This window comes from Sulfitobacter indolifex (genome assembly GCF_022788655.1).
GTDB lineage: Bacteria > Pseudomonadota > Alphaproteobacteria > Rhodobacterales > Rhodobacteraceae > Sulfitobacter > Sulfitobacter indolifex.
In genome coordinates this window covers 2,116,576-2,137,603 of record NZ_CP084951.1, presented here as the reverse complement: position 1 = coordinate 2,137,603, position 21,028 = coordinate 2,116,576, and the positions used below count along the sequence as shown (strand labels likewise).

Here is a 21,028-nt window from a genome sequence, read left to right as displayed (position 1 = left end):
GCTTAACCGTCGTCGCGTGGGGTAAAACGCCCATAGCGGCCTTGGTCAAACATCAAACCGGCTGCACCGTCTTCGCGCAGGGCAACCTGCCGCACATGTCCCAGAATTAGCGAATGATCGCCCGCTGGATGTACCGCGTAGGTATTGCAGTGGAAACGTGCAAGGCAGCCTGCGAATGTGGGCACACCTGCAGCGTCTTCGCCCCAATCAAAGCCGGAAAAGTCATGGCCTTGGGTGGCGAAACGTTGGGCTAAATCTTCTTGATCTGCGCCAAGCACGTGAATGCAAAACGACGCTGCCGCAGTGAAACTGTCGTGCCGTTTGGACGAGATCGCGGGCGACCAAAGCACTAAAGGCGGATCAAGCGAGACCGAGGCGAAGGAATTCGCGGTCATCCCCATAGGGCCCTGTGCGGTCTTCACGGTAATCACGGTCACGCCAGTGCCAAAACGCCCAAAGGCGCGGCGCAGGTCCGTGGCATCGCCACTGTCGGGGGAGAAAGGGATCAGATCATCGTTCATAGCGTCAAGCGGTGCCATGTGGCGGCTGATTTGTCCAGCGGTGGTCGGGTGCCCTGCGGCATCGAAAATGCGCAGATATCTGCGGCATCAACAACCTGTAGGAACCCTTTGGACAGGCGGACGTTGTCTCTGCGATGAGAGGCAACATCAGTGTTCAAAGGACGTTGATGCTGGCTGTCGGAAGGGGGCGGAGCGCGTGACGTGCGCCGCCTGACCTAGGCACCCGAATGCCGTTTAAATCAGATAAGGTGCCCCAATTTGCACCGGAAAGTGACAGACGATGATGCATGTAACAAAACTCACTCTCGGCGCCGCCCTGTTGAGCGCCACCGCCTTTGGCTCTACCGCAGTGGCCGATGAAGAGACCGTGGACCACGCTGAGATCGGCTCGCTGTCTTGCGATGTGGGTAATGGTACTGGCTTTATCTTCGGCTCCACCCGTGAGCTGACATGTACCTTCAACCCCATCGAAGAAGGTCTCGCAGATGAGACCTATGTCGGTGAGATCAACCGCTGGGGCGTCGATATCGGCAAAACCCAAAACGGCCAGATGTCTTGGCTGGTGCTCGCCCCGACCGAGCAGGAATATTCCGAAGGCGGTTTGAACGGCAGCTATAAAGGCGTTTCCGCCGAGGCGACCGTGGGTGTGGGCGCAGGTGCCAACTTGATGACAGGTGGCTCTGAGGACACGCTGGCGCTTCAACCGCTGAGCGTAAACACCCAGACCGGCGTGAACTTTGCCGTGGGCGTGGGTGAAATCAACCTGCAGCGCGTAGAGGGCTAAGCCTGAGCGAAAGCTTGTAAGGATTGATGAATTGGGCCGTCCCCTAGGGGTGGCCCTTTTCTATTGGCGAAGCTTCAGAGTTTAGTAAGCTGATCTTCGACCCGAACGATGCCATCTTTCACGATTTTACACAGAATACCGCGCAGGCGATGCGGCCGGTTTTCCTTTCGGTTGATCCAGCGCAGGCTGTCCTGCCCATACCGGTCGTGCCATTTGATGCAGCCGTTATTGAACTTATCACTCACCTCCAGCACCGCGGTCCCGGCCTGTAATCGCGTGCCGACGGGCAGGTTCTCGTGGCCAAGGTCCATGTCCACGATCATCGTATCGCCGGGGTGGACCGTATTGTCGCGATCGCGCCAGCAGAGGTCCATTACCCTTTTCGACAGGATCGAGACTTGGATGCGCGGGTCGGGGCTGCCGTCGGGCAGGGTGAGCCAAGGCTTCTTGGTCCAGCGTTCGCCAAGGATGCCTTGAGCCACCGTCAATTCCAGCTCTTGGGGGAACTCCCGCAAGGTGTAGTCGGGGCGGAAGCATAGCTGAAGGATGGGTGCCGCATCCGTAGGGGCGGCGAGGATATCCGGCAGGGCGGCATCACATTCCGCCGCCGTGGCATGCAGCGCGGTCTGGGGGGCGATCTGATCCATGTCTTTCTTTCTATTGCAATATGGCGCGGAGGCGGATGGCCGCCCGCGCCATATCGCGCTTTAGCGGTTCATGCGATTGTCGATCAGGTCATCTACCACACTGGGATCGGCCAGCGTTGATGTGTCTCCCAAGGCACCGAAATCGTCTTCGGCGATCTTGCGCAGGATGCGGCGCATGATTTTTCCCGACCGTGTTTTCGGCAGGCCCGGTGCCCATTGGATCAGGTCGGGCGAGGCGATGGGGCCGATTTCCTGACGGACCCAATTGCGCAGCTCGGTGCGCAGGTCTTCGGAAGGTTCCTCACCGCTCATCAAAGTAACGTAGCAATAGATGCCCTGACCCTTGATGTCATGGGGGTAGCCGACGACGGCGGCTTCGGCGACTTTGCTATGTGCCACCAGCGCGCTTTCGACCTCTGCCGTGCCCATGCGGTGGCCTGAGACGTTAATCACGTCATCCACGCGGCCCGTGATCCAATAGTCGCCGTCGGCATCGCGCTTGCAGCCATCGCCGGTGAAATAGTAGCCGGGGTAATCCGCAAAATAGGTCTTCTCGAACCGCTCATGATCGCCCCAGATTGTGCGCATCTGGCCGGGCCAGCTGTCGGCGATGCACAGCACGCCTTCGGCGGGGTTGCCGTCGATCTCTTGACCCGAGGTTGGGTCGAGTATTACCGGTTTGATGCCAAAGAACGGTTTCATTGCCGCACCCGGTTTCATGTCATGGGCGCCGGGCAGGGGGGTCATCAGGTGGCCGCCGGTTTCGGTCTGCCACCATGTATCGACGATGGGGCACCGGCCATGGCCAACCACCTCGTGGTACCAATTCCACGCCTCGGGGTTGATCGGCTCCCCCACGGTGCCAAGGATGCGCAGCGACGACAGATCGCTTTTGGTGACGTATTCTTTGCCTTGCCCCATCAGCGCGCGGATCGCGGTGGGGGCAGTGTAGAACTGCGTGACCTTATGCTTTTCGCAAACCTGCCAGAAGCGGCTGGCGTCGGGGTAGGTAGGCACGCCTTCGAACATCAGCGTGGTGGCCCCATTGGCGAGCGGGCCATAGACAATATAGCTGTGCCCGGTCACCCAGCCCACATCGGCGGTGCACCAATAGACATCGCCGTAGTGGTAATCAAAGGTCACCTCATGGGTCAGCGCGGCATATGTGATATAGCCGCCGGTGGTATGCACCACGCCCTTGGGCTGCCCGGTGGAGCCAGAGGTGTAGAGGATGAACAGCGGGTCTTCAGCGCCCATCGCAACCGGCTCGCATTTGTCCGAAGCATCCTGAGCCAGCGCGTTATAATCGCGGTCCCGGGCCTCGTTCCAAGCCACGTCCCCATTGGTGCGCCGCACGACAAGGCACTGCACGCTGGCGTCGCACTGCGCCAGCGCCTTGTCGGCATTGGCCTTGAGCGGGGTGGCCTTGCCACCGCGGGGGGCTTCGTCGGCGGTGATGACGACCTTGGCTTCGCAGCCGTTGACGCGGGCAGCGAGGGCGTCGGGCGAGAACCCGGCGAAGACGATGGAATGGATCGCGCCAATCCGCGCACAGGCCAGCATGGCATAGGCGGCTTCGGGGATCATCGGCATATAGATGATGACCCGGTCGCCCTTGGTCACACCCAAATCGCGCAGCACATTGGCCATACGGCAGGTGGCGCTGTGCAACTCGCGGTAGCTGATGTGTTTGGCCGCGTCCTCGGGGCTGTCCGGCTCCCAGATGATCGCAGTCTGATCGCCGCGGGTCTCAAGGTGGCGGTCAATGCAATTGGCGCTGACGTTCAACTCCCCATCCGCGAACCAGTTGATGCTGACCGAACCGAGATCGAAATTCACATCGCGCACTTGGGTGAAGGGTTTGATCCAGTCGATCCGCTGCGCCTGTTCGCGCCAGAACCCGTCGGTGTCGGTGACCGAGGCTTGGTACATCTTATCATAGGTCTGGGCATTCACATGGGCGCGGGCGACCATGTCGGCGGATGGCGGATAGGTCTTTGCGGTGGCGTCGGACATGGTGGTTCCTCCCTAGATGTACGCGTCTTGCCACGGGCTGCGGGTCTTACCGAGCTTGCCGTGGCCTCCTCCTGAGCTGGATCATAACGGCCCGTGAAAAGAAGTGAATAAGCAACTGGAATACAAGGGCTTGCCTGTAAAGGTTTTTCCCGTTTGCCGGGTTGACTGTAAACTTTTCGATTTTCGCGGGCAATTGGTGGGCTTTTTCAATGCCTTGCCAGTCAAACATGAGCCAACTGTCTTGCAGCTGTCGGATTTGCACGGCATGACGGGGTTGGCAGGCTTGCCCCCGCGGAGTAGCCTGTGCGCCAATCCGCTCACTAAGGGCGGGCATCTAGGGAGAGATATCATGAACAAACTGCTGAGCGGCGCCGCCGCCTGTGCGCTGAGCATTGCCTTCGTCGGCCAAGCCGCCGCGACCGAGTGGAACGCCTCCGTCTGGGGCAAGCGCCGCGCCTTCACTGAACACGTTGAAAAGATCGCCGAACTGGTGAGCGAAAAGACCAACGGTGAATTCACCATCAACGTCAGCTACGGCGGCCTGTCCAAGAACCGTGAGAACCTTGATGGTATCTCCATCGGTGCTTTCGAGATGGCCCAGTTCTGCGCCGGCTACCACGCCGACAAGAACCGCGCGATCACCGTGCTTGAGCTGCCGTTTCTGGGCGTAAGCAACCTTGAAGAAGAAGTCGCGGTCAGCCGTGCCGTCTATGCCCACCCCGCCGTGGCCAAAGAGATGGCGCAGTGGAACGCCAAAATGCTGATGACCTCGCCCATGCCGCAGTACAACCTTGTCGGCACTGGCGATCCGCGCACCACGCTGGAAGATTTCGATGGCATGCGCGTGCGCGCCACAGGTGGTCTGGGCAAAGCCTTTGAAGCCGTTGGCGCTGTGCCAACATCCGTGACTTCTTCGGAAGCGTATAACGCGATGGAATCTGGTGTTGTTGACACCGTGGCCTTCGCCCAGCACGCGCATCTGTCGTTCGGCACGATCAACAAAGCCGATTGGTGGACCGCAAACCTCAACCCCGGCACCGTGAACTGCCCCGTTGTGGTAAACATCGACGCCTATGAGGCGCTGAGCGATGCAGAGCGCGAAGCGCTTGATGGCTCCGTGGATGAGGCGCTGGATCACTACCTCGCCAACTACGGTGAGTTGCTTGAGCGTTGGGACACCGTTCTTGAGGAAAAGGGCGTCGAGAAGGTTGAATTCTCCCCCGAGGTGATTGCCGAGTTCAAAGCCAAAGCGGCTGACCCTGCGCGCGAAGCATGGATCAAAGACATGGAAGCCCAAGGCATTCCGGGTCAAGAACTCTATGACCTCGTGATCGAAACGCTGGAAAAAGAGCAGGCGTCGAACTAAACCCTGCCACGCATGACAGTGAGGGCCGTGCGGCAAACCGCGCGGCCCTTTCGACTTTCAAAACGAAACAAACAGACTTTCTGAAAAGGAGAGCCGATGGCCGGATCATCCGCCGTGCTGGAGGACAGCAGCATCCTCAGCCGCCTCGACCGGGGCCTGCTGAAGCTGGAGACCTTCTTTGCCCTGATCTCGGGGATTGCCGTTTTCATGTTGATGGTGCTGGCCGTCTGGTCCGTGGGGGGGCGCAAGTTCTTTGCCTCACCGCTTGCGGGCTATGTCGACTGGATAGAAGCGGCGATGCCGTTCATCGCCATCATGGGCATTGCCTATACCCAACGCATGGGTGGCCATGTGCGCATGGACATTCTGATCGGCCAGCTTAAGGGCCGCGCACTTTGGGCGGCGGAACTGCTGTCGGTGGTTCTGATCCTGCTTTTGATGCTGGCGTTGACTTGGGGCGCTTGGGCGCACTTCGACCGCAGCTTTGATATGGGCGCACCGATGTGGAGCCGCGATAGCTCGATTGATATCGGTCTGCCGATCTGGCCCAGCAAACTGGTGGTGCCGGTGGCCTTTGCCGTGATCAGCCTGCGGCTTTGCCTGCAGATCTGGGGCTATGGCCGGGCCTTGGTGCTGGGGCTGGAACGCCCCGTGGCCGTGCCGCTGGTACAATCAGCAGCAGAACAAGCAATGGCCGAGGCCGAACAACTGGATGGACGCGACTGATGGATCCTATCGAAATCGGCCTTTGGGTCTCGGGCGGGATGCTGCTCATGGTGGTGCTTGGCATGCGGGTGGCCTTTGCCGCCGCCATGGCCGGGCTTATCGGTCTTATCTGGATTTTCTGGGCCAAGAAGGGCATGGAATGGGACCAGTTGGGCTGGGCGCTGACCGTGGCGATCAAGACCGCAGGGCAGGTGCCACACTCGAAAGTCTCGAGCCAGACACTCTCACTCATCCCGACCTTCATTCTGATTGGTTTTCTGGCCTATTACGCAGGTCTGACCAAAGCGATCTTTGAAGCCGCGAAGCGCTGGTTCGCTTGGGTGCCGGGCGGCTTGGCCGTCTCGACCGTATTTGCGACAGCGGGCTTTGCGGCCGTGTCGGGCGCATCGGTGGCCACCGCGGCGGTTTTTGCCCGTATCGCCATCCCTGAGATGCTCAAGATCGGCTATAACAAACAGTTCGCGGCGGGTGTCGTGGCGGCAGGGGGCACGCTGGCCTCATTGATCCCGCCCTCGGCGATCCTCGTGATCTATGCGATCATCGTGGAGCAGGACGTGGGCAAACTGCTGCTTGCAGGCTTTATCCCAGGTGCTTTCTCGGCGGTGGTCTATGCCATTCTGATCATTGGCATCGCCATGATCTGGAAAAACGTCGGCCCGCCAGTGACCGGTTTTACGTGGCGTGAACGCTTTGCTTCCTTGCCAGCGGCCCTGCCGATCGTGGCGGTGGTCGTGATCATCATCTTCTTCGTCTACAACCCATTTGGCGACGCATGGGGCACCCCGACTGAGGGCGGCGCCGTGGGTGCGTTCATTGTCTTCTGCATGGCTGTCTTCCGTGGGATGCGTCTGGCCGAGTTGAAGGACGCGCTGTTGGAGACGGCCAAGCTGACGGTGATGATCTTCACCATCATTTGGGGCGTGTTGATCTACGTGCGTTTCTTGGGCTTTGCCGATCTGCCGGGGGCGTTTGCGGAGTGGATTTCCTCACTCGAAACCTCGCCAATGCTGATCTTGATCTGCATTCTGTTGGCCTATGCGGTATTGGGCATGTTCATGGACGCCATCGGCATGCTGCTTTTGACGCTGCCCGTGGTTTACCCCGCGGTCATGGCGCTCAACGGGGGCGAGTTCGTCTCTGCGGCCGACAGCGCCTTTGGCATGTCGGGTCCAATGTGCGCGATCTGGTTTGGCATTCTGGTGGTGAAAATGGCGGAGTTCTGTCTGATCACCCCGCCCATCGGCCTCAACTGCTTTGTGGTCGCGGGCGTGCGCCCTGACCTCAGTGTGCAGGACGTGTTCCGCGGCGTGATGCCCTTCTTCGTCGCTGACGCGGTGACCATCGGCTTGCTGGTGGCCTTCCCCCAAATCGTGCTTTGGCTGCCGTCCCTCGCGGGCTAGCCAGCTTTAGGCACCGGGCTTTTCCGCGGCGGGTTCGTCCGCCGCGGTCGCCGTTATGTCGGGGGAGGATTTATCCAGGAAATGCCCGATCATATTGAGCGCGGTGACGTTCTCGCAGATCACCTTGAACACCACGAGGAACGGCACCGCCACTAGCGCGCCCGCAATCCCCCACAGCCAGCCCCAAAAGACCACGGTGAGGAACACGGCAACCGTGTTCAGCTCCAGCCGGCGACCAACGAGGTAGGGGGTGATAAACTGCCCCTCGACCCCGGTTAGGATTTGATAGCCGATCGGGGCCAAGATCGCATAGCCAAGACTGTCAAACGAAGCGATGGCATAGGCACCGACCAACACCGCACCGATCACGCCGCCGATATAGGGCAAGAAGTTCAACAAGAACGCCGCAAGCCCCCAGACGTAGGGCACCGGTAAACCAAGTGCGAAGAGGTAAAGCCCCACGGAGATCCCAAGGCCTGCGTTGATGATCGTGATTGTCAGCAAATAGCGCGACACGCGGCGCTCAACGTCGTAGACGGCCTTCAGCGCGCGTTTCTTGCCGGTAAACGTCTGAAATGATTGCACAAGCTTAAGGTAGAACATATCGCCTGACGCCAGCAGGAACAGCGCCAGCACCAGTGCCACGGCGACCGTGCCACCAATGCGCGCGCCTGCGGTCATGGCGTTGTTCAAAAGGCCGGGTTGTTTGACCACGACCTCTTCAGCAGCCCCGTTGCCGCCATTTTCTGCGGTGATCTGCTCGACCTGCTCCGTCGCTGAGCGGACGTTTTCGACCGTTTGCACCCAGCCTTGCAGCTTGCGGCGTATCTCATTGCCCATTGATGGGATGTCATCCGCCCATGTGGCCACTGTGCCTGCCGAAAGACCGGCCAGCACAAAGATAACCAGACCTACGAGGCCTATCAGCATCACTGCGCCCAGAGGCGGTGCAATGCCAAGCTTTTCCAGCGAACGGATCAGAGGGCTAAGAGTAAGGGCGATGATGAAACCAAGGAGGATCGGCAGCAACAAATCCTTGGCGAAATATGCAGTTACGAAGAGGGCGATCAATACCAACACTTCTAACAGCCGTCTGATCGCGGCGATATCTTTCAAAATCATTCCCCCAAGAGCCCTGCACAGATGCTAGGGTGCCAACGCGCGAGGAGAGAATAAGTTCAGCTCTAGTAAGTATTTATATAGTGGCGGCGCGCGCGTCCTCAACGCTACTCCCCGACGGGTTGCAGCCGCAGCGCCTGACCTCCCAATGCGCGAAATGCGCGTTGGCGGCAGGTCAGCACGATGATTTGCATATCGCCTGCTTGCCGGTGCAACGCGTCAAACATTCGTTCAATCCGGTCGTCATCGGTAAAGACCAGCGCGTCGTCCAAGATCACCGGCGCGATACGCCCTGCACGGGCCAGCATGCGCGCAAAGGCAAGCCGCACCAGCAGCGCGACCTGTTCTTGCGTGCCGCCCGAAAGGACATCTATCGGCTCCTCCCGCCCACCACGGATCAAGGCATGTGGCAAGAGCGATTCCTCGCCCCAGGTCAATTCCGCGTCTGGCCAAAGCAGTTGCAGCAGCGGTTTAAGTTCTTTGACAATAGGGGTGAAATACCGCTCTCGGGCCTCATTGCGGGCGTCTTGCAAGGCGGTCTCGAGCCGGGTGAGTACAGCGACCTCATGCACAATCCGGGTGAGCTTAGCTTCTGCCGCCTGCAATTGCTCTTGGGTCTCGGCCAGCCGTTCCTCTACGGCGTCGCCGGAAGCGCGGGTGATCCTTTCGCTGAGCCGTGCAAGCAAGGGACGCAGGCGGGCAATCTCATCGCGCGCTTGGGTTTCCACTGATTCCGCGCGGGTAAGGGCAGCCTGAAGACTGGCCGCGTCTGGCGCGGATTTCGCCTTCTCAGCGTGGCTCAGCCGCGCGGCCTCAAGCGCGGCGGCGGTGGGGACAGTTTGCGATGCAAGGGCTTCTTCTGAGACATCGCCCAGTTTGGCCTGCTGTGCCTCGGCACGCTGCAAACGGTCGGTGAGCGACGCCAATTGCGCTTCGCTGCGCGCGGCGTCGGCCTTGGCATCGGCAAGCGCATCGGCAGCCGTTTCACGGGCGAGCCGGCAGGCTTCGTGTTGGTCTTGCACGCTTTGCAGGGCGGCTTCGGCGGCCTCAAGGTCAGGCGTCTCGGCTTCTTCCGCCGGCGTCGGAATGGCGGCAAGCGCGTGGTGCAGCGCGTCGATCCCGTCAGGGGCAAGGCTGGCCAGAACGGCTTTGGCTTCACCCTGACGGGCCGCAGCCTCGGCTCGGGCGGCAGCGGCGGCGCGGGCATCGGTCAGGTCAGCCGCGCCAACCCTATCCAGAGCGGTCTGCAGTCTGACCGCGGCGGCCTCTACTGTGCCGTCCTCTTGCCCGCCAGCGCCGGGGTGGATTTCCAAACTGCCGATACCATCAATCCGCAACGTCGCGCTGCGTGGGAGCGGTAGCGCCACGCCATCGGCCAGCGGGCCAGTCTCGCCATGGATCGCGCCCGATTGACCGGGGGCGTAGCGCATGATCACTTGGGTCGCCGTGGCGTCCCGTGCGGCGCGGCTGGCAGAAAGCTCAGCAGACAGGGTCTCAAGCCGTTGCAGCGCGACGGCGTCGGGGCCGGATTGGGCCGCAGCGGCAGCTGTCTCCATTCGGCGGCGGGCCTCTTCGGCCTCTTTGATCCGGTTCTCAAGGGCGCGGCGTCGGTCTGCCCCTTCGCGGGCGGCAAGCGCCCGCAGGGCACTGCGGCGCTGATCTTCGGCGGATTGCAAAGCTGTGCGGGCCTGTTGGGCAGAGACATCTGCCGCCTCTAGCGCGGCGCGGCGCTCAGACAGGGCACTGCGCGCACTCTCAGTCGCTTTGCGCGCCAGCGCTTCGTCGGATTTAGCGGTCTTTTGCTCGGTCCGTGCCGCGCGGTAGCTGTCGAGGCGCGCGGTCGCGCTGTCGGCGTTTAGCCGGGCAAGCTCCACCGCGCGGGTGAGGGATTCCACCTCTTCGGCGTGGCGTGTGGCAGCCGCATGGGCGGCGCGGGCGGTCTCCAGCTTTCGGCGGCGCGCCTCAACGACCTCAGGCGCTTCTAACTCTGCCAAGGCCCGTCGGGCGCGCTGCCGTTCGGCCAAGGCGTCATGCAGCTCTCGCGCCGTACTGACGAGGTGATCGCGCGCGACAGCCAAAGCTTCGACATGGTCTTGCGCTTCTTTCCATGGGCCGCCGGTGCGCGGACGCCCGGTGCTAGTAGTATAATTGGCAAGCTCCTCGCGGCATTGAGCCAGCGCCTTGTCCATGCGCCGCCCACCTGTCATCGCCTCTACCTCGGCCCCAACCGAGGACATCAGATCGCGGCGTGCCTCCAGCGCCAGCTTTTCCTCTTTGGTAGAGCCGCCGGTGAGTGCGGTCATCCCCTGTCGGACCCAGATCAGCCCCGATGGCCCGCCTGCATCGCCGCCCAAAAGCTGCGCGATCCACGCCTCGGCTTCATCCGCCTGCGCGATCAGCGTGCCGTTCCGGTGAACGGTGGCGAGCGGCTTTTGAAACCAGCGTTTGAAAACGACAAATCGCCCCTCGTCAGTCTCTACTTCAATGGTCACCTCGGGCGCACCGCCCGCATGGGGGCGCAGCGCGGCAACATCCTTGTCGCGCGAGCCGTAGGGTTTGAAAAACAACGCCTGTATCGCATCAAAGAGCGTGGATTTGCCGTGTTCATTCGGCTCGCTCAGCACGTTGATGCCATCGCCGATCCCCACCACCTGCGCAGGGTCGGTAAAGCGGCGAACATTGTTAAGGGTGATGGCGCGGATTTTCATGTTTTCGCCCCCTGCACATAGGCATGCAGCCGGGCAAGAGCGTCGGCAGCCACGTCGCGCTCGGCTTGTGAGTGGGTCTCGGATTCCGCTTCGGCGACCAAGGTTTCTGCCGCCAATCGCAGCGCGCCACCGCGGTCAATCTCATCGAGGTCACCGGCCTCGTATTGCGTGGCCAGCGCCTCTGTCACCAGATCGAAATGGGCGAAATCCGGGGCGCAGGATTCTGTGGCGCGGGCAAGGTCCGCCCGGTCTGGCAGACCCGCCCAACCACTGACCGTAACGCGCAGCAGGTGATCCCGACGGCCCGTGGTGGGCAAGAGAGCGTGCAATGCCACAGCGGCGTCTTGTCTGGGGTGAAGCTGAAGCTCGGCTTCTGACCAAAGGAAACTGCCGGTTTCGACCTCTTCCACCTCAGGCGTGGCGCCGGGGCCCGCAATATTAACCGCAAGGCAGACGCCACGACGGCCATGTTTGAACCGATCCTGTTCCGGCGTGCCGCAATAGTGCACCCGATCAGAGACAGCCATCCGCCCGTGCCAATCGCCAAGGGCCAGATAATCCAGCCGCGCGCGTCGGTCCCGGTCCGGGGCAATCGCATCGCCGCTTTCAGTGAAATCTGTGACGCCGCCATGGGCAAGGCCAATGCGCAGATCGCCCTCAGGGGTCTGCATATGATCCAACGGGCTGCTGGGGTCGCTGGCCCCTGCACGAAAAGCGACAGGGCAGGGCAGCAGCGTGGCTCCTTCGGTCATTTCAATCGGGGCGGCCTCGGCTAGGGCGCGTATATTGCCAGGTGCGTCGCGGCGGATCACGTCCCACAGGGGTTCTGCATCGCGCAGGTTGTCGTGGTTGCCGGGCAGGATCCACCAGATGACGCCCGATGCTTCGCCCATCGCGGTCAGCGCCTGACGCATGACCGCGGGCGAGGGGGTTGCCGTATCGAAGGTATCGCCGGCCAGCAACACATGCGCAGCCCCATGATCGCGCGCAGCTTGGGCCAGTTTGGTGATGGCTCCGTGCCGCGCCTCCATCAAGCGCCCGCGAATGTTACCGTCCGGCGGCTGCGGAATATTCGCGAATTTGCGCCCGATGTGCAGATCAGAAGCGTGAATGAAGCGGAATGTCATGCGGTTGTCCTGAATGGCTTGGGGCGGCGGTGTGCGAATGGGCGGCAAATGGCGAAAGATCTTTGGATGCGCGACACCGATACGCCGATGCTTGCACCGGTTTCATTCATCGCAAACTGAGCGCGGAGTTCAAGGCGTGGCGAAATACGTCACAGAAAACTGGCGTAGCGCGCTGTGTAGACTACATCACCTTGCACCGCCTTTATGACGCAGTGGTTTTACATTGCCACGACCCGCATGTTCCGAGATACGATGATCAACACAGCACTGCCTAAAGTTTTCGACCCTGCATTTGCTCATCGGCTCTGCAAACGCGGTACGACAACCCTTCTTGCCTGCCACCGCAAAGCGGGCTTGAATGCACAGCTACGGGCGCCAACCGAAATTCTCTAATAGAAATGCAGATTTAGACACGATGAACCACGACTTTGAAAAAATCCTCCAAGCCGCACCATCTTCTTTTGTGTTGCTGGACAAAGATCTTCGGGTGGTCTGGGCGAACAATGCTTACCTTGCGGTCACAGACCGGCAGGCCGACAAGCTATTCGGCAAAATCCTGACCGAAGAATTCCCCTCTGACCCGGACAGCGAATCTGGCCGTATGTTGCGCGGATCCTTTGAGCGTGTGTTCCGGGATGGTATTGCCGATCACCTTCCCGTTATCCCTTACCCAATTTCCGGCGCAGATGGCGAAAGCGAAGACCGCTATTGGAGTGCGACCCACACCCCGATCTTGGACGCGGACGGCGAGGTTGAGTTCATCCTGCAGCACACCCAAGACATCACCGAAATCTACGCCGCCGAAGCCCATGCAGATGGCAATGCGAGTATCGCCCAAGCAGACGTGTTGCGCCGCGCGCATCAGGTAGCGCAACAAAACCTTGAGCTGGATTCCAGCATCAACTTTTTCAAAATGATTTTCGAACAGGCTCCGAATTTCATGGTCACCCTCATGGGGCCGAACCATGTGTTTCGCACAGCCAACGCTGCCTATATGCAACTGGTAGGCCAGCGCGATCTGATCGGCCGGCCGCTGTGTGACGCCGTGCCAGAGGTCGCAGGCCAAGGCTTTATCGAAATGCTTGATGAGGTTTACCGCAGCGGTAAGGCCGTAACGCAACTGGGGGCCGAAGCGTGGCTGCAGCGCAGCCCCGATGGGCCGCAAGAACGTGTGTTCGTCGACTTCGTGTTTCAACCGCTCGACAATATGCACGGTGATACCATTGGGATTATGGTGCAAGGTCATGATGTCACGGCGCAAAAGATGGCCGAAATCCATTTGCGCGAGGCAGAAGAACGTTTTCGAACCATGGCACATACCATGCCCGTGCATGCGTGGACCGCCACGGCTGATGGCAATTTGGATTGGATCAGCGAGCAGCTCTATGCCTATTCCGGGGTGGAGAAAGGCAGCTTGTTGGAGAACGCTTGGCCGGATGTCGTACACCCCGATGACCGCGCGGTTTCAATGGCAACCTGGGCCAATGCGATCAAGACGGAAACGGTTTATGAAACAGAGTTTCGTCTGCGCCGCGAAGATGGATCCTATCGTTGGCATTTGGTGCGGGCAGCCCCGATTAAGGATGATCAGGGCAACTTGTTGCGTTGGGTCGGGACAAACTCAGACATTCATGAGCAAAAAGAGTTGGCACGCCAGCTTGCCGAGTTAAACAGCACGCTGGAAGAGCGTGTGGAGAAGCGCAACCGCGAGTTGGAAGAGCTTCATGATCGGTTGGCGCAAAGCCAGCGGGTTGAGGCAGTGGGCAACCTTGCTGGGGGCATTGCCCATGATTTCAACAATCTGCTGCAGGTGATGACGGGCAGCCTGACAATGGCCGCGCGTGAAATCCCTAAAGATGCCCCCGTAAACCGCAGGATAGATGCCGCCATGCGCGCGGTTGAGCGAGGGGCGTCACTGTCCTCGCAACTGCTGGCCTTTAGCCGCCGCCAGCCGCTGCAACCCCGCTCGATTGACCTGTGCGATCTGCTGACAGATATCGATGACATTATACGCAGCGCATTAGGCGAGGGGATGGAGGTCGAACTTGATGCTGTTGAGGCGCTTTGGCCCGCCTATGTCGATGCCGCCAGCACTCAGAACGCTGTGCTGAACCTCTTGATCAACGCACGCGACGCAATGGAGGGGCGCGGCAAGTTGAAGATCGCGATCGCGAACCGGCATTTTGGTCCAGAAGACCTGTTGGGAGAGCCCGACATGGTGACAGGCGACTATGTCGAGGTCAAAGTCATCGACCACGGGCCGGGCATCCCTGCCGAGACATTGCCCAAGGTCTTTGATCCGTTCTTCACCACCAAACCTGTTGGCAAAGGCACGGGGCTGGGGCTGTCTACTGTCTATGGTTTCGCACGGCAATCGGGGGGGCGGGTGACCATCAACAGCCGGCCTGGCGTTGGCACCTCTGTGGTGTTGCTGCTGCCGCGCGCGCAATCTGCGGCGGAGCCTGTACGATGGCATGACCCGTCCGATATTGCTGGCGGAACCGAGACGGTGCTGTTGGTCGAAGATGACGCAGAGGTGCGCGATGCTACCGCCGCCTTGCTGTCTGATCTGGGCTATCAGGTCCGAACCGCCGAAGACCCGACCGCTGCCCTCAAAACCGCGCGCCAAGATCCGGATTTCGACTTGCTGGTCTCTGATGTGGTCATGCCCGGTGAGCTTAGCAGCCGCGATATGGCCGAAACCCTTCAGGCCGAGCGTCCCGATCTGCCGATCCTTTTCATCTCGGGCTACTCGCGCGATTCGATTGTGCGCGATGGGAAGGTCGATGCCGGGGTGCAGTTCCTTGCCAAACCCTTCACCAAAGACGCTTTGGCGATCAAGGTGCGCGATGCCTTATCTTCGGTGCAAGCGACTGCGCCTGAGCAAGCAAAAGACATTTCAGACCGCCCCTGCCATGTGTTGCTCTGCGAAGATGATGCGCTGATCCGGCTGGATTTGGCGGATATTTTGGATGGGCTGGGCACCGAAGTAACCGAAACCGCATCTGGGCAGGAGACTTTGGATAAGCTCCAAACCGGGCATTACGACGCTCTGCTTATCGACGTGGGTCTACCCGACATGTCCGGCGAAGAGGTGGCCACCCGGGTGCGCCAGCAACATCCCGACATGCCCATCATTTTTGCCACGGGCCAAGCCAATGTGCCTGCAGCTGAAACTCTGGGCCATTGTGCTGTGGTGCAGAAACCTTTCGGAGACCGCGATCTGGCACGCGCCCTTGCGCGTTTGGGCATTTTGTCTCACGCGGACGCAGCCTCCGGGTTTTAACACAGTCTCGGCGCGCGGAGGTGTGGGGGGGTATCTCGCTGCACAGCCGCGCTGGGGGGGCAGGAGAGAGAAGGCGCCGCGTGATTGTAAATGACGTGTTCAATCACGCGGCGTTCTGTCGTGTGCGTTGTGCGTAATGCCAAATGCAGCTCTTGTAGGTTCTACTTTGAAAAAGAACTGTCCAGCACATGAGATCCGATGATTGACCCTGAGCGCATTGCCGCAACTATTGTCGAACTCGCAGCGGCGCGGGGGGCGGACAAGACAATCTGTCCTTCCGAAGTCGCCCGGTATCTTGGCGGCCAGAACGAAGACATGTGGCGGCCGCTGATGGATCCTATCCGTGAACAGGCGATTAAGCTGGACGGGGAAGGTGCGATTTTAATCAAGCAAGGTGGTGTGCGCGCCGATCCCAAGACGCTTACCGGGATCTACCGGATCGCCATCGCCAAGGGCAAAACTTAATCCTGCGGCAGACCGCGCCACCAGTTGGCGTAAGAGGTATTTTTCGGATGGTGCCGGTTCACGTCCGGCGCACCGTCGTCCCACCAAACCGGGCCTCGTTCGCCCAACGCAACCTTGGCCGCATGTACCCGTCGACGCGCAGCCTTCACGTCATCATCTGACTTCGCATTCTTCACCGCTGAGCGCGCCTGCATGAGTTCCTTCACATACGCCGCGCGCTCAGCTTCGGGCAGGGCGGGATTGCTGCAGCGCCACAAACGGTTCTTTACCAGAAAATACCGACCGTCCGGGGTGGTAGGATAAGAATGGCTGGCCATTAAACTCTGCAAAAACTTATGCCGAGGTCAGTAAACGGTGCGTCGCCCAGTGACGCGGAAATAGGGCTGCTGCCGCCGACAATTTTAGCGCCCAGATAGCTGCCCGGCACGGCATTGTGCCGGCTAAGTTTGATCGCATTTGGCCCATCGACCGCGCGGCGTGCTTTCATAACATCGACCATCTTTGTTGAGCCTCTTGTCGTTTTTCTTCGCCAAACACCTAATGGGAATTTTAGCGCTTGGGGGCGGAGAGTAAACGCCGAGCTATGATCGCTGTAGGCCAGTTACAGAATTTGCCGATCCTACAAACTGAGAGATTGATGGATTTCTGGCTCAGTCGATGAACTTGTGTGCGGGTTTACGTCAACTTCCACCCGATCCGCGCCGTCGAAGTTGATGCCAGTGCAAAGAGACGCGCGCTTGAGCATTGTCAGATCTTGCTTTTCGATCAAATGACATCCATATACCATCCACACGGATGGAGAATGGTTTATGAGTAATGTTCGGCAACTGCGCGAAAAGACCCCTGACAGCGAGAAGATAACGATCAATCTTGGCTATGTGGACCTAGGTAGGATCGACCTGCTGGTGCAGGAAGGGTTCTATTCTAACCGCAGCGACCTGATCCGCACAGCGATCCGCAACCAACTTGAGAGCCATGTCGAGGTGGTCAGCAAATCGCTTGAACGCCACACGATGGAGCTTGGTCTGCGCGATTACACGGTGGCCGATCTGGAAGCGCTGAAAGCGGCCGGAGAGGTGCTGCACGTCAAGGTGGTCGGGCTGGCGCGGATTGCGTCAGATGTGACGCCGGAACTGGCGCTTGAGACCATCGGATCAATCACCGTGCTGGGCGCACTGCAGGCCAGCGCGGATATCAAAAAGGCACTCGCCGACCGCATCAAGTAAGATGCGTACCCCTTCATAAGGATAGATGAGATGAAACTTTTTAACGTCGGTGCCACGCGCCGGGCGACCAATGATGCACGCCTTACGGCTGCGAATGATCTGGTGCAGCGCACGCTGGCGCAGCACGGCCTTGGCGGCCAAGCCGTGCCCATGGGCGCAACAGAACTGCCAGCCATGCCGTCGATCAACGACCTTCTATCAAAGCTCGGGGCCGCGTCCCCATCCTCCGCTACTCCAATCGCAGACATCCCCACAGGGGCCAGCTTTCTCAACGATACATTTAACTGCACGGCGGGCAGTCGAAGCTTTCGCACCTATATCCCCGCGTCCGCTGCGGATGGTGCCAGTGGTGTTGTCGTCATGCTGCACGGCTGCACGCAAACGCCTGAGGATTTCGCCGCAGGCACTGGCATGAACCGTCTGGCCGAAGAGCACCGTTTCATCGTGGTGTACCCCGCCCAGTCGCGGCGCAACAACACGCAGTCCTGTTGGAACTGGTTCAGCCGTGGGGATCAGCGCCGCGATGCGGGTGAACCTGCAATCCTCGCCGGTATGGTGCAACAGGTCTGCGCGACCCATGGTATCGCGCCGGACCGGACTTTCGTTGCGGGATTGTCGGCGGGGGCAGCCATGGCCGTTATCTTGGGAGAGACCTATCCGGACGTCTTCGCTGCTGTCGGCGTACATTCAGGATTGGCCTATGGGTCGGCAAAGGATGTCGCCTCGGCCTTTTCGGCCATGGCAGGGCCAACGGCGGAGCCTTTGCCGAAAAAGTCGCACATTCCGACCATCGTCTTTCACGGCACATCGGATGCGACCGTTCATCCCTCGAACGGCGAAGCGGTGGTAAGGCAGGTTCAAGACATCGGGCCGGGCCAGACGCTCGAGACAGTTGAGAACGGCAACCACGGCGGGCGGTCCTATTCGGTTCTGCGCTCTACGGCGGCAAACGGGCAACCGACGCTTGAGCATTGGACGGTTTCCGGGCTTGGCCACGCATGGTCTGGCGGCCAGAGGGAGGGGTCTTATACCGACCCGAAGGGCCCAGATGCCAGCGCCGAAATGATCCGCTTTTTCTTTGAACAACCCGTACAGGGCGCTTGATATGACCCAGATGACACTGACCTTTGATGCCGTTTCCGAGGCCACCCCCGGACCTAAATGGGCGGCGCGCTGGCAGCGGTCGTGGCCCGCCTATGAGGCGTGGTTCACCGCCCGCGGGGGTGATTACGGCCCCTCCCGCGAGGACTGCCGCGCGGCCATCGAGCGCCATATGCCTGAACTGATCCCAATCTATGACCGGTTGGTGCTGATCGCCGGTGGCTCGGACCGCGCAGCGCGGTTCCTGTCCACTTGGTGCCCGCCGACCTATCTGGGCGGCTGTTCGCTCGCCGCCATTGGTGACGCAAGCGATGTCCGGCTGGTGCGCAACTATGATCTGTCGCCGGGCTTAAACGAGGGATTGCTGCTGAGAACGCAGTGGTCTGGTCGCGCTGTGATGGGGATGGTGGAGTTTCTCTGGGGCCTGTCTGACGGCATCAACGACGCGGGGCTTACTGTGGCGCTTGCCTATGGCGGACGGTCTGAGACAGGCCCCGGCTTTGGCGTGACCACGATCCTGCGCTACATTTTGGAAACCTGCGACAGCGTGCCAGAGGCGTTGAAGGTCTTGCACCGGGTGCCGTCGCATATGGCCTATAATCTGGTGCTCGCAGATGCCTCGGGGCGCACAGCAAGCGTCGAGCTTTCTCCCGGAGGTGGGGCAAAAGTGATGCCGAAGGCGATAGCAACCAACCACCAATCTGCACCGTCCCGCGCCGACCGGCCTAGCTTTACCCGCAGCTTTGAACGCCGCGACCATCTCGACCGACTTCGCGTCACACCGCGCAGGCTGAACCGAGAGTTCCTGCGCGCGCCACTTTTGCAGGATCGTTATGCAGAGGGTTTCGGCACTTTGTTTACGGCTGAATACAGTCCGATGACGCGGGCTCTGGGTCTGACATTGAAAGGGGAGCGATGGGAGCAAAGCCTTGATGCATTTCAGGAGGGGCAGCGCATCGTCGATTATGCAGCGACGGAAACGTCAGAGGTAGCTTCCCGAACGACGCCAGATGCCCATCCCAGCGTAGACTGGACCCAAGCGGCCCGGATTGATTGGACACAAATGGCGCAGGACTACGCGGCAGGCAGGGGCAAAGAAATCGCCGCGTATTTGCCGGAATTTTGATCTGGGGTTGGGGCCGTTACGAAGCGCATGTCTTCGGATCGCGGTGATGTACCTTGGCCAGGTCGTCGAGGTCGGCGCGGCGGATGCGCTGTTTGCGGCACCGCAGCACCCCTACACACCGGAATTGCTCTCGGCGATTCCGCTGGCCGCCCCCCGCGCCGAGCGCAACCGCAAACGGACCATGCTGAAAGGCGATATGCCCAGCCCGCTGAACCCCCCATCGGGCTGTCGTTTTCGTTGCAGCTTAATGCCGCACCTATACTTCGGTGCGGCCGGACGGTGGAACGAGCGAGAGCAGCTCTCCAGATGATGCAAAACGTCGATCGGCCTTCGTTCGGCCGCGCTTGATGCATGCAAATGAATGCGATAACCTTTTCTAAGAGGCGCCACAGCGCGGGTTTCTGAGGGGTTGCGGGAACATGAAAGCACTGAGCCGTATCTCGACAAAGTCCACGCCCATTGAAGTTCTGCGCAACGACATTTTACAAATCTGCGGCGCTTTTGAGGTGGAACCGGCGCGCCGCGAGGGGCCGTCTCACGGTTTGGCGCGAAAGCGGGAGATGGGCGGCTTCGAGGCGGCGCTGGTCTCGCTCGACGCCCAAGAAGCGGCCCGCACGCAGACTTGCATCCGGCGCGATCCGGGCGAATATTTCTTTATGCTGGTGCAGGACGTCGGCGAATGCGTGGTGCATCAGAACGGTTCATCGACCCTCCTGCGGCCCGGCGATATGTATATCGTCGACGCGACGCGCCCCTCGAAATTTGTCTATGACGGGCAGTTGGCACATCAGATTTCAGTGCATCTACCGCGGGATGAGATGATCGGCAGGTTCGGTGGCATCTGTGATGGCGGCGTGGCGATTGACCGCAATGATCCGCTGTGGCTGGCGCTGCGCGCAGTGCTTTACAAGATGATGCATTGCCCGCCTGAAACGGGCCTACAGTTGAGCGAAGCGTTTTATGGGCTGATGGGGGCCTATCTTCACGAGCGGCGCAGTCAGACCTTGGATGCACGTGGGCAGATCATTGAACGCGCACTGCAACTTATGACCCGCCACTACCGCGACCCTGAGTTTGGGCCGAGCGCTTTGGCGCTGCACCTGGGCGTATCGCTGCGCAGCCTGCAACGCTATTTCGAACCCTTGGGCGAAACGCCCGGTCAGCGTCTGTTGCAACTGCGTCTGACACAAGCACATGCAGAACTCTCTCGCCGCGGGGGCATGGAAGTCTCTGTCACCGACTGCGCCTATGGTTGCGGCTTTAACGATCTATCGCATTTCTACCGTGCGTTCCGGCAGCGTTACGGCATGACCCCCGGTGCCGTTGTCGCACAAGTCCGCAACGGTGGCGCGATCGTCCAATAGCGCTGTCGCGTTATCCCAAGATGCCCGTCCGATCCGCGCCTAACCT

Annotated in this window: 19 protein-coding genes; 11 read left to right on the top strand and 8 right to left on the bottom strand. The window is 60.3% G+C overall.

Going from position 1 to position 21,028, the window contains the following annotated elements:
* Positions 1–2 precede the first annotated feature (2 nt).
* Positions 3–539: a flavin reductase family protein gene (locus DSM14862_RS10410; protein WP_007120238.1), complete on the bottom strand. Its 537-nt coding sequence runs from the start codon at positions 537–539 to the stop codon at positions 3–5.
* Positions 540–801: 262 nt separating this feature from the next.
* Here DSM14862_RS10410 and DSM14862_RS10405 point away from each other — a divergent pair, with 262 nt between their 5' ends.
* Positions 802–1,305 (top strand): DUF992 domain-containing protein, encoded by a 504-nt coding sequence (locus tag DSM14862_RS10405; protein WP_007120237.1) that lies wholly within the window; start codon positions 802–804, stop codon positions 1,303–1,305.
* 74 nt (positions 1,306–1,379) lie between these two features.
* Here DSM14862_RS10405 and DSM14862_RS10400 read toward each other — a convergent pair whose 3' ends face one another.
* Together DSM14862_RS10400 and acs are read right to left on the bottom strand one after the other, a co-directional pair.
* Positions 1,380–1,952 (bottom strand): MOSC domain-containing protein, encoded by a 573-nt coding sequence (locus tag DSM14862_RS10400; RefSeq protein ID WP_007120236.1) that lies wholly within the window; start codon positions 1,950–1,952, stop codon positions 1,380–1,382.
* Between the two features lie 60 nt (positions 1,953–2,012).
* Positions 2,013–3,968 carry an acetate--CoA ligase gene (acs, locus tag DSM14862_RS10395; RefSeq protein ID WP_007120235.1) on the bottom strand — a complete coding sequence of 652 codons (1,956 nt, stop codon included), beginning with the start codon at positions 3,966–3,968 and terminating at the stop codon, positions 2,013–2,015.
* 349 nt (positions 3,969–4,317) lie between these two features.
* On the opposite strand from acs, the gene DSM14862_RS10390 reads away from it, so the two are divergent.
* From DSM14862_RS10390 to DSM14862_RS10380, 3 genes are all read left to right on the top strand, one after another.
* Positions 4,318–5,334: a C4-dicarboxylate TRAP transporter substrate-binding protein gene (locus DSM14862_RS10390; protein WP_007120233.1), complete on the top strand. Its 1,017-nt coding sequence runs from the start codon at positions 4,318–4,320 to the stop codon at positions 5,332–5,334.
* A gap of 96 nt (positions 5,335–5,430) precedes the next feature.
* Positions 5,431–6,060, top strand: coding sequence for a TRAP transporter small permease subunit (locus DSM14862_RS10385; RefSeq protein WP_007120232.1), 630 nt, complete (start codon positions 5,431–5,433; stop codon positions 6,058–6,060).
* The gene (locus DSM14862_RS10380) at positions 6,060–7,460 is read left to right on the top strand and encodes a TRAP transporter large permease (protein WP_007120231.1); all 1,401 of its coding nucleotides are present in this window, start codon (positions 6,060–6,062) and stop codon (positions 7,458–7,460) included. The genes DSM14862_RS10385 and DSM14862_RS10380 overlap by 1 nt, the downstream gene beginning before the upstream one ends.
* A gap of 6 nt (positions 7,461–7,466) precedes the next feature.
* Here DSM14862_RS10380 and DSM14862_RS10375 read toward each other — a convergent pair whose 3' ends face one another.
* From DSM14862_RS10375 to DSM14862_RS10365, 3 genes are all read right to left on the bottom strand, one after another.
* The gene (locus tag DSM14862_RS10375; protein WP_007120230.1) at positions 7,467–8,582 is read right to left on the bottom strand and encodes an AI-2E family transporter; all 1,116 of its coding nucleotides are present in this window, start codon (positions 8,580–8,582) and stop codon (positions 7,467–7,469) included.
* A 104-nt stretch (positions 8,583–8,686) separates the two neighbouring features.
* A complete protein-coding gene (locus DSM14862_RS10370; protein ID WP_007120229.1) occupies positions 8,687–11,287 on the bottom strand; it encodes an AAA family ATPase in 2,601 nt (866 codons plus the stop codon).
* Positions 11,284–12,414: a metallophosphoesterase family protein gene (locus DSM14862_RS10365; RefSeq protein ID WP_040701346.1), complete on the bottom strand. Its 1,131-nt coding sequence runs from the start codon at positions 12,412–12,414 to the stop codon at positions 11,284–11,286. Before DSM14862_RS10365 ends, DSM14862_RS10370 begins: the two co-directional genes overlap by 4 nt.
* 358 nt (positions 12,415–12,772) lie before the next feature.
* On the opposite strand from DSM14862_RS10365, the gene DSM14862_RS10360 reads away from it, so the two are divergent.
* Both DSM14862_RS10360 and DSM14862_RS10355 read left to right on the top strand, forming a co-directional pair.
* The gene (locus tag DSM14862_RS10360) at positions 12,773–15,700 is read left to right on the top strand and encodes a hybrid sensor histidine kinase/response regulator (protein WP_243254244.1); all 2,928 of its coding nucleotides are present in this window, start codon (positions 12,773–12,775) and stop codon (positions 15,698–15,700) included.
* A gap of 198 nt (positions 15,701–15,898) precedes the next feature.
* A complete protein-coding gene (locus DSM14862_RS10355) occupies positions 15,899–16,165 on the top strand; it encodes a DUF3253 domain-containing protein (protein ID WP_007120225.1) in 267 nt (88 codons plus the stop codon).
* Here the strand turns inward: DSM14862_RS10355 and DSM14862_RS10350 are convergent.
* Positions 16,162–16,482 (bottom strand): hypothetical protein, encoded by a 321-nt coding sequence (locus DSM14862_RS10350; RefSeq protein WP_040701345.1) that lies wholly within the window; start codon positions 16,480–16,482, stop codon positions 16,162–16,164. The two genes, DSM14862_RS10355 and DSM14862_RS10350, sit on opposite strands and share 4 nt — an antisense overlap.
* On the bottom strand, positions 16,482–16,652 hold the full coding sequence (locus DSM14862_RS10345) for a hypothetical protein (RefSeq protein ID WP_243254243.1): 171 nt from the start codon (positions 16,650–16,652) through the stop codon (positions 16,482–16,484). Before DSM14862_RS10345 ends, DSM14862_RS10350 begins: the two co-directional genes overlap by 1 nt.
* A gap of 322 nt (positions 16,653–16,974) precedes the next feature.
* On the opposite strand from DSM14862_RS10345, the gene DSM14862_RS10340 reads away from it, so the two are divergent.
* From DSM14862_RS10340 to DSM14862_RS10320, 5 genes are all read left to right on the top strand, one after another.
* A complete protein-coding gene (locus tag DSM14862_RS10340; protein ID WP_007120222.1) occupies positions 16,975–17,391 on the top strand; it encodes a hypothetical protein in 417 nt (138 codons plus the stop codon).
* A 30-nt stretch (positions 17,392–17,421) separates the two neighbouring features.
* Positions 17,422–18,495 carry an extracellular catalytic domain type 1 short-chain-length polyhydroxyalkanoate depolymerase gene (locus DSM14862_RS10335; RefSeq protein ID WP_007120221.1) on the top strand — a complete coding sequence of 358 codons (1,074 nt, stop codon included), beginning with the start codon at positions 17,422–17,424 and terminating at the stop codon, positions 18,493–18,495.
* 1 nt (position 18,496) lies between these two features.
* Positions 18,497–19,618 (top strand): C45 family autoproteolytic acyltransferase/hydolase, encoded by a 1,122-nt coding sequence (locus tag DSM14862_RS10330; RefSeq protein WP_007120220.1) that lies wholly within the window; start codon positions 18,497–18,499, stop codon positions 19,616–19,618.
* Between the two features lie 46 nt (positions 19,619–19,664).
* Entirely contained in the window at positions 19,665–19,928 is a 264-nt protein-coding gene (locus tag DSM14862_RS10325) for an oligopeptide/dipeptide ABC transporter ATP-binding protein (protein WP_007120219.1), read from the top strand.
* A 109-nt stretch (positions 19,929–20,037) separates the two neighbouring features.
* Entirely contained in the window at positions 20,038–20,982 is a 945-nt protein-coding gene (locus DSM14862_RS10320; RefSeq protein WP_007120218.1) for a helix-turn-helix domain-containing protein, read from the top strand.
* The last annotated feature ends 46 nt before the right edge of the window (positions 20,983–21,028 follow it).

Excerpts from the sequence above, each read along its gene's own strand:
- DSM14862_RS10410 (WP_007120238.1), bottom strand. The coding sequence starts at position 539 with ATGGCACCGCTTGACGCTATGAACGATGATCTGATCCCTTTCTCCCCC.
- DSM14862_RS10405 (WP_007120237.1), top strand. The coding sequence starts at position 802 with ATGATGCATGTAACAAAACTCACTCTCGGCGCCGCCCTGTTGAGCGCC.
- DSM14862_RS10400 (WP_007120236.1), bottom strand. The coding sequence starts at position 1,952 with ATGGATCAGATCGCCCCCCAGACCGCGCTGCATGCCACGGCGGCGGAA.
- acs (WP_007120235.1), bottom strand. The coding sequence starts at position 3,968 with ATGTCCGACGCCACCGCAAAGACCTATCCGCCATCCGCCGACATGGTC.
- DSM14862_RS10390 (WP_007120233.1), top strand. The coding sequence starts at position 4,318 with ATGAACAAACTGCTGAGCGGCGCCGCCGCCTGTGCGCTGAGCATTGCC.
- DSM14862_RS10385 (WP_007120232.1), top strand. The coding sequence starts at position 5,431 with ATGGCCGGATCATCCGCCGTGCTGGAGGACAGCAGCATCCTCAGCCGC.
- DSM14862_RS10380 (WP_007120231.1), top strand. The coding sequence starts at position 6,060 with ATGGATCCTATCGAAATCGGCCTTTGGGTCTCGGGCGGGATGCTGCTC.
- DSM14862_RS10375 (WP_007120230.1), bottom strand. The coding sequence starts at position 8,582 with ATGATTTTGAAAGATATCGCCGCGATCAGACGGCTGTTAGAAGTGTTG.
- DSM14862_RS10370 (WP_007120229.1), bottom strand. The coding sequence starts at position 11,287 with ATGAAAATCCGCGCCATCACCCTTAACAATGTTCGCCGCTTTACCGAC.
- DSM14862_RS10365 (WP_040701346.1), bottom strand. The coding sequence starts at position 12,414 with ATGACATTCCGCTTCATTCACGCTTCTGATCTGCACATCGGGCGCAAA.
- DSM14862_RS10360 (WP_243254244.1), top strand. The coding sequence starts at position 12,773 with ATGCACAGCTACGGGCGCCAACCGAAATTCTCTAATAGAAATGCAGAT.
- DSM14862_RS10355 (WP_007120225.1), top strand. The coding sequence starts at position 15,899 with ATGATTGACCCTGAGCGCATTGCCGCAACTATTGTCGAACTCGCAGCG.
- DSM14862_RS10350 (WP_040701345.1), bottom strand. The coding sequence starts at position 16,482 with ATGGCCAGCCATTCTTATCCTACCACCCCGGACGGTCGGTATTTTCTG.
- DSM14862_RS10345 (WP_243254243.1), bottom strand. The coding sequence starts at position 16,652 with ATGAAAGCACGCCGCGCGGTCGATGGGCCAAATGCGATCAAACTTAGC.
- DSM14862_RS10340 (WP_007120222.1), top strand. The coding sequence starts at position 16,975 with ATGAGTAATGTTCGGCAACTGCGCGAAAAGACCCCTGACAGCGAGAAG.
- DSM14862_RS10335 (WP_007120221.1), top strand. The coding sequence starts at position 17,422 with ATGAAACTTTTTAACGTCGGTGCCACGCGCCGGGCGACCAATGATGCA.
- DSM14862_RS10330 (WP_007120220.1), top strand. The coding sequence starts at position 18,497 with ATGACCCAGATGACACTGACCTTTGATGCCGTTTCCGAGGCCACCCCC.
- DSM14862_RS10325 (WP_007120219.1), top strand. The coding sequence starts at position 19,665 with ATGTACCTTGGCCAGGTCGTCGAGGTCGGCGCGGCGGATGCGCTGTTT.
- DSM14862_RS10320 (WP_007120218.1), top strand. The coding sequence starts at position 20,038 with ATGAAAGCACTGAGCCGTATCTCGACAAAGTCCACGCCCATTGAAGTT.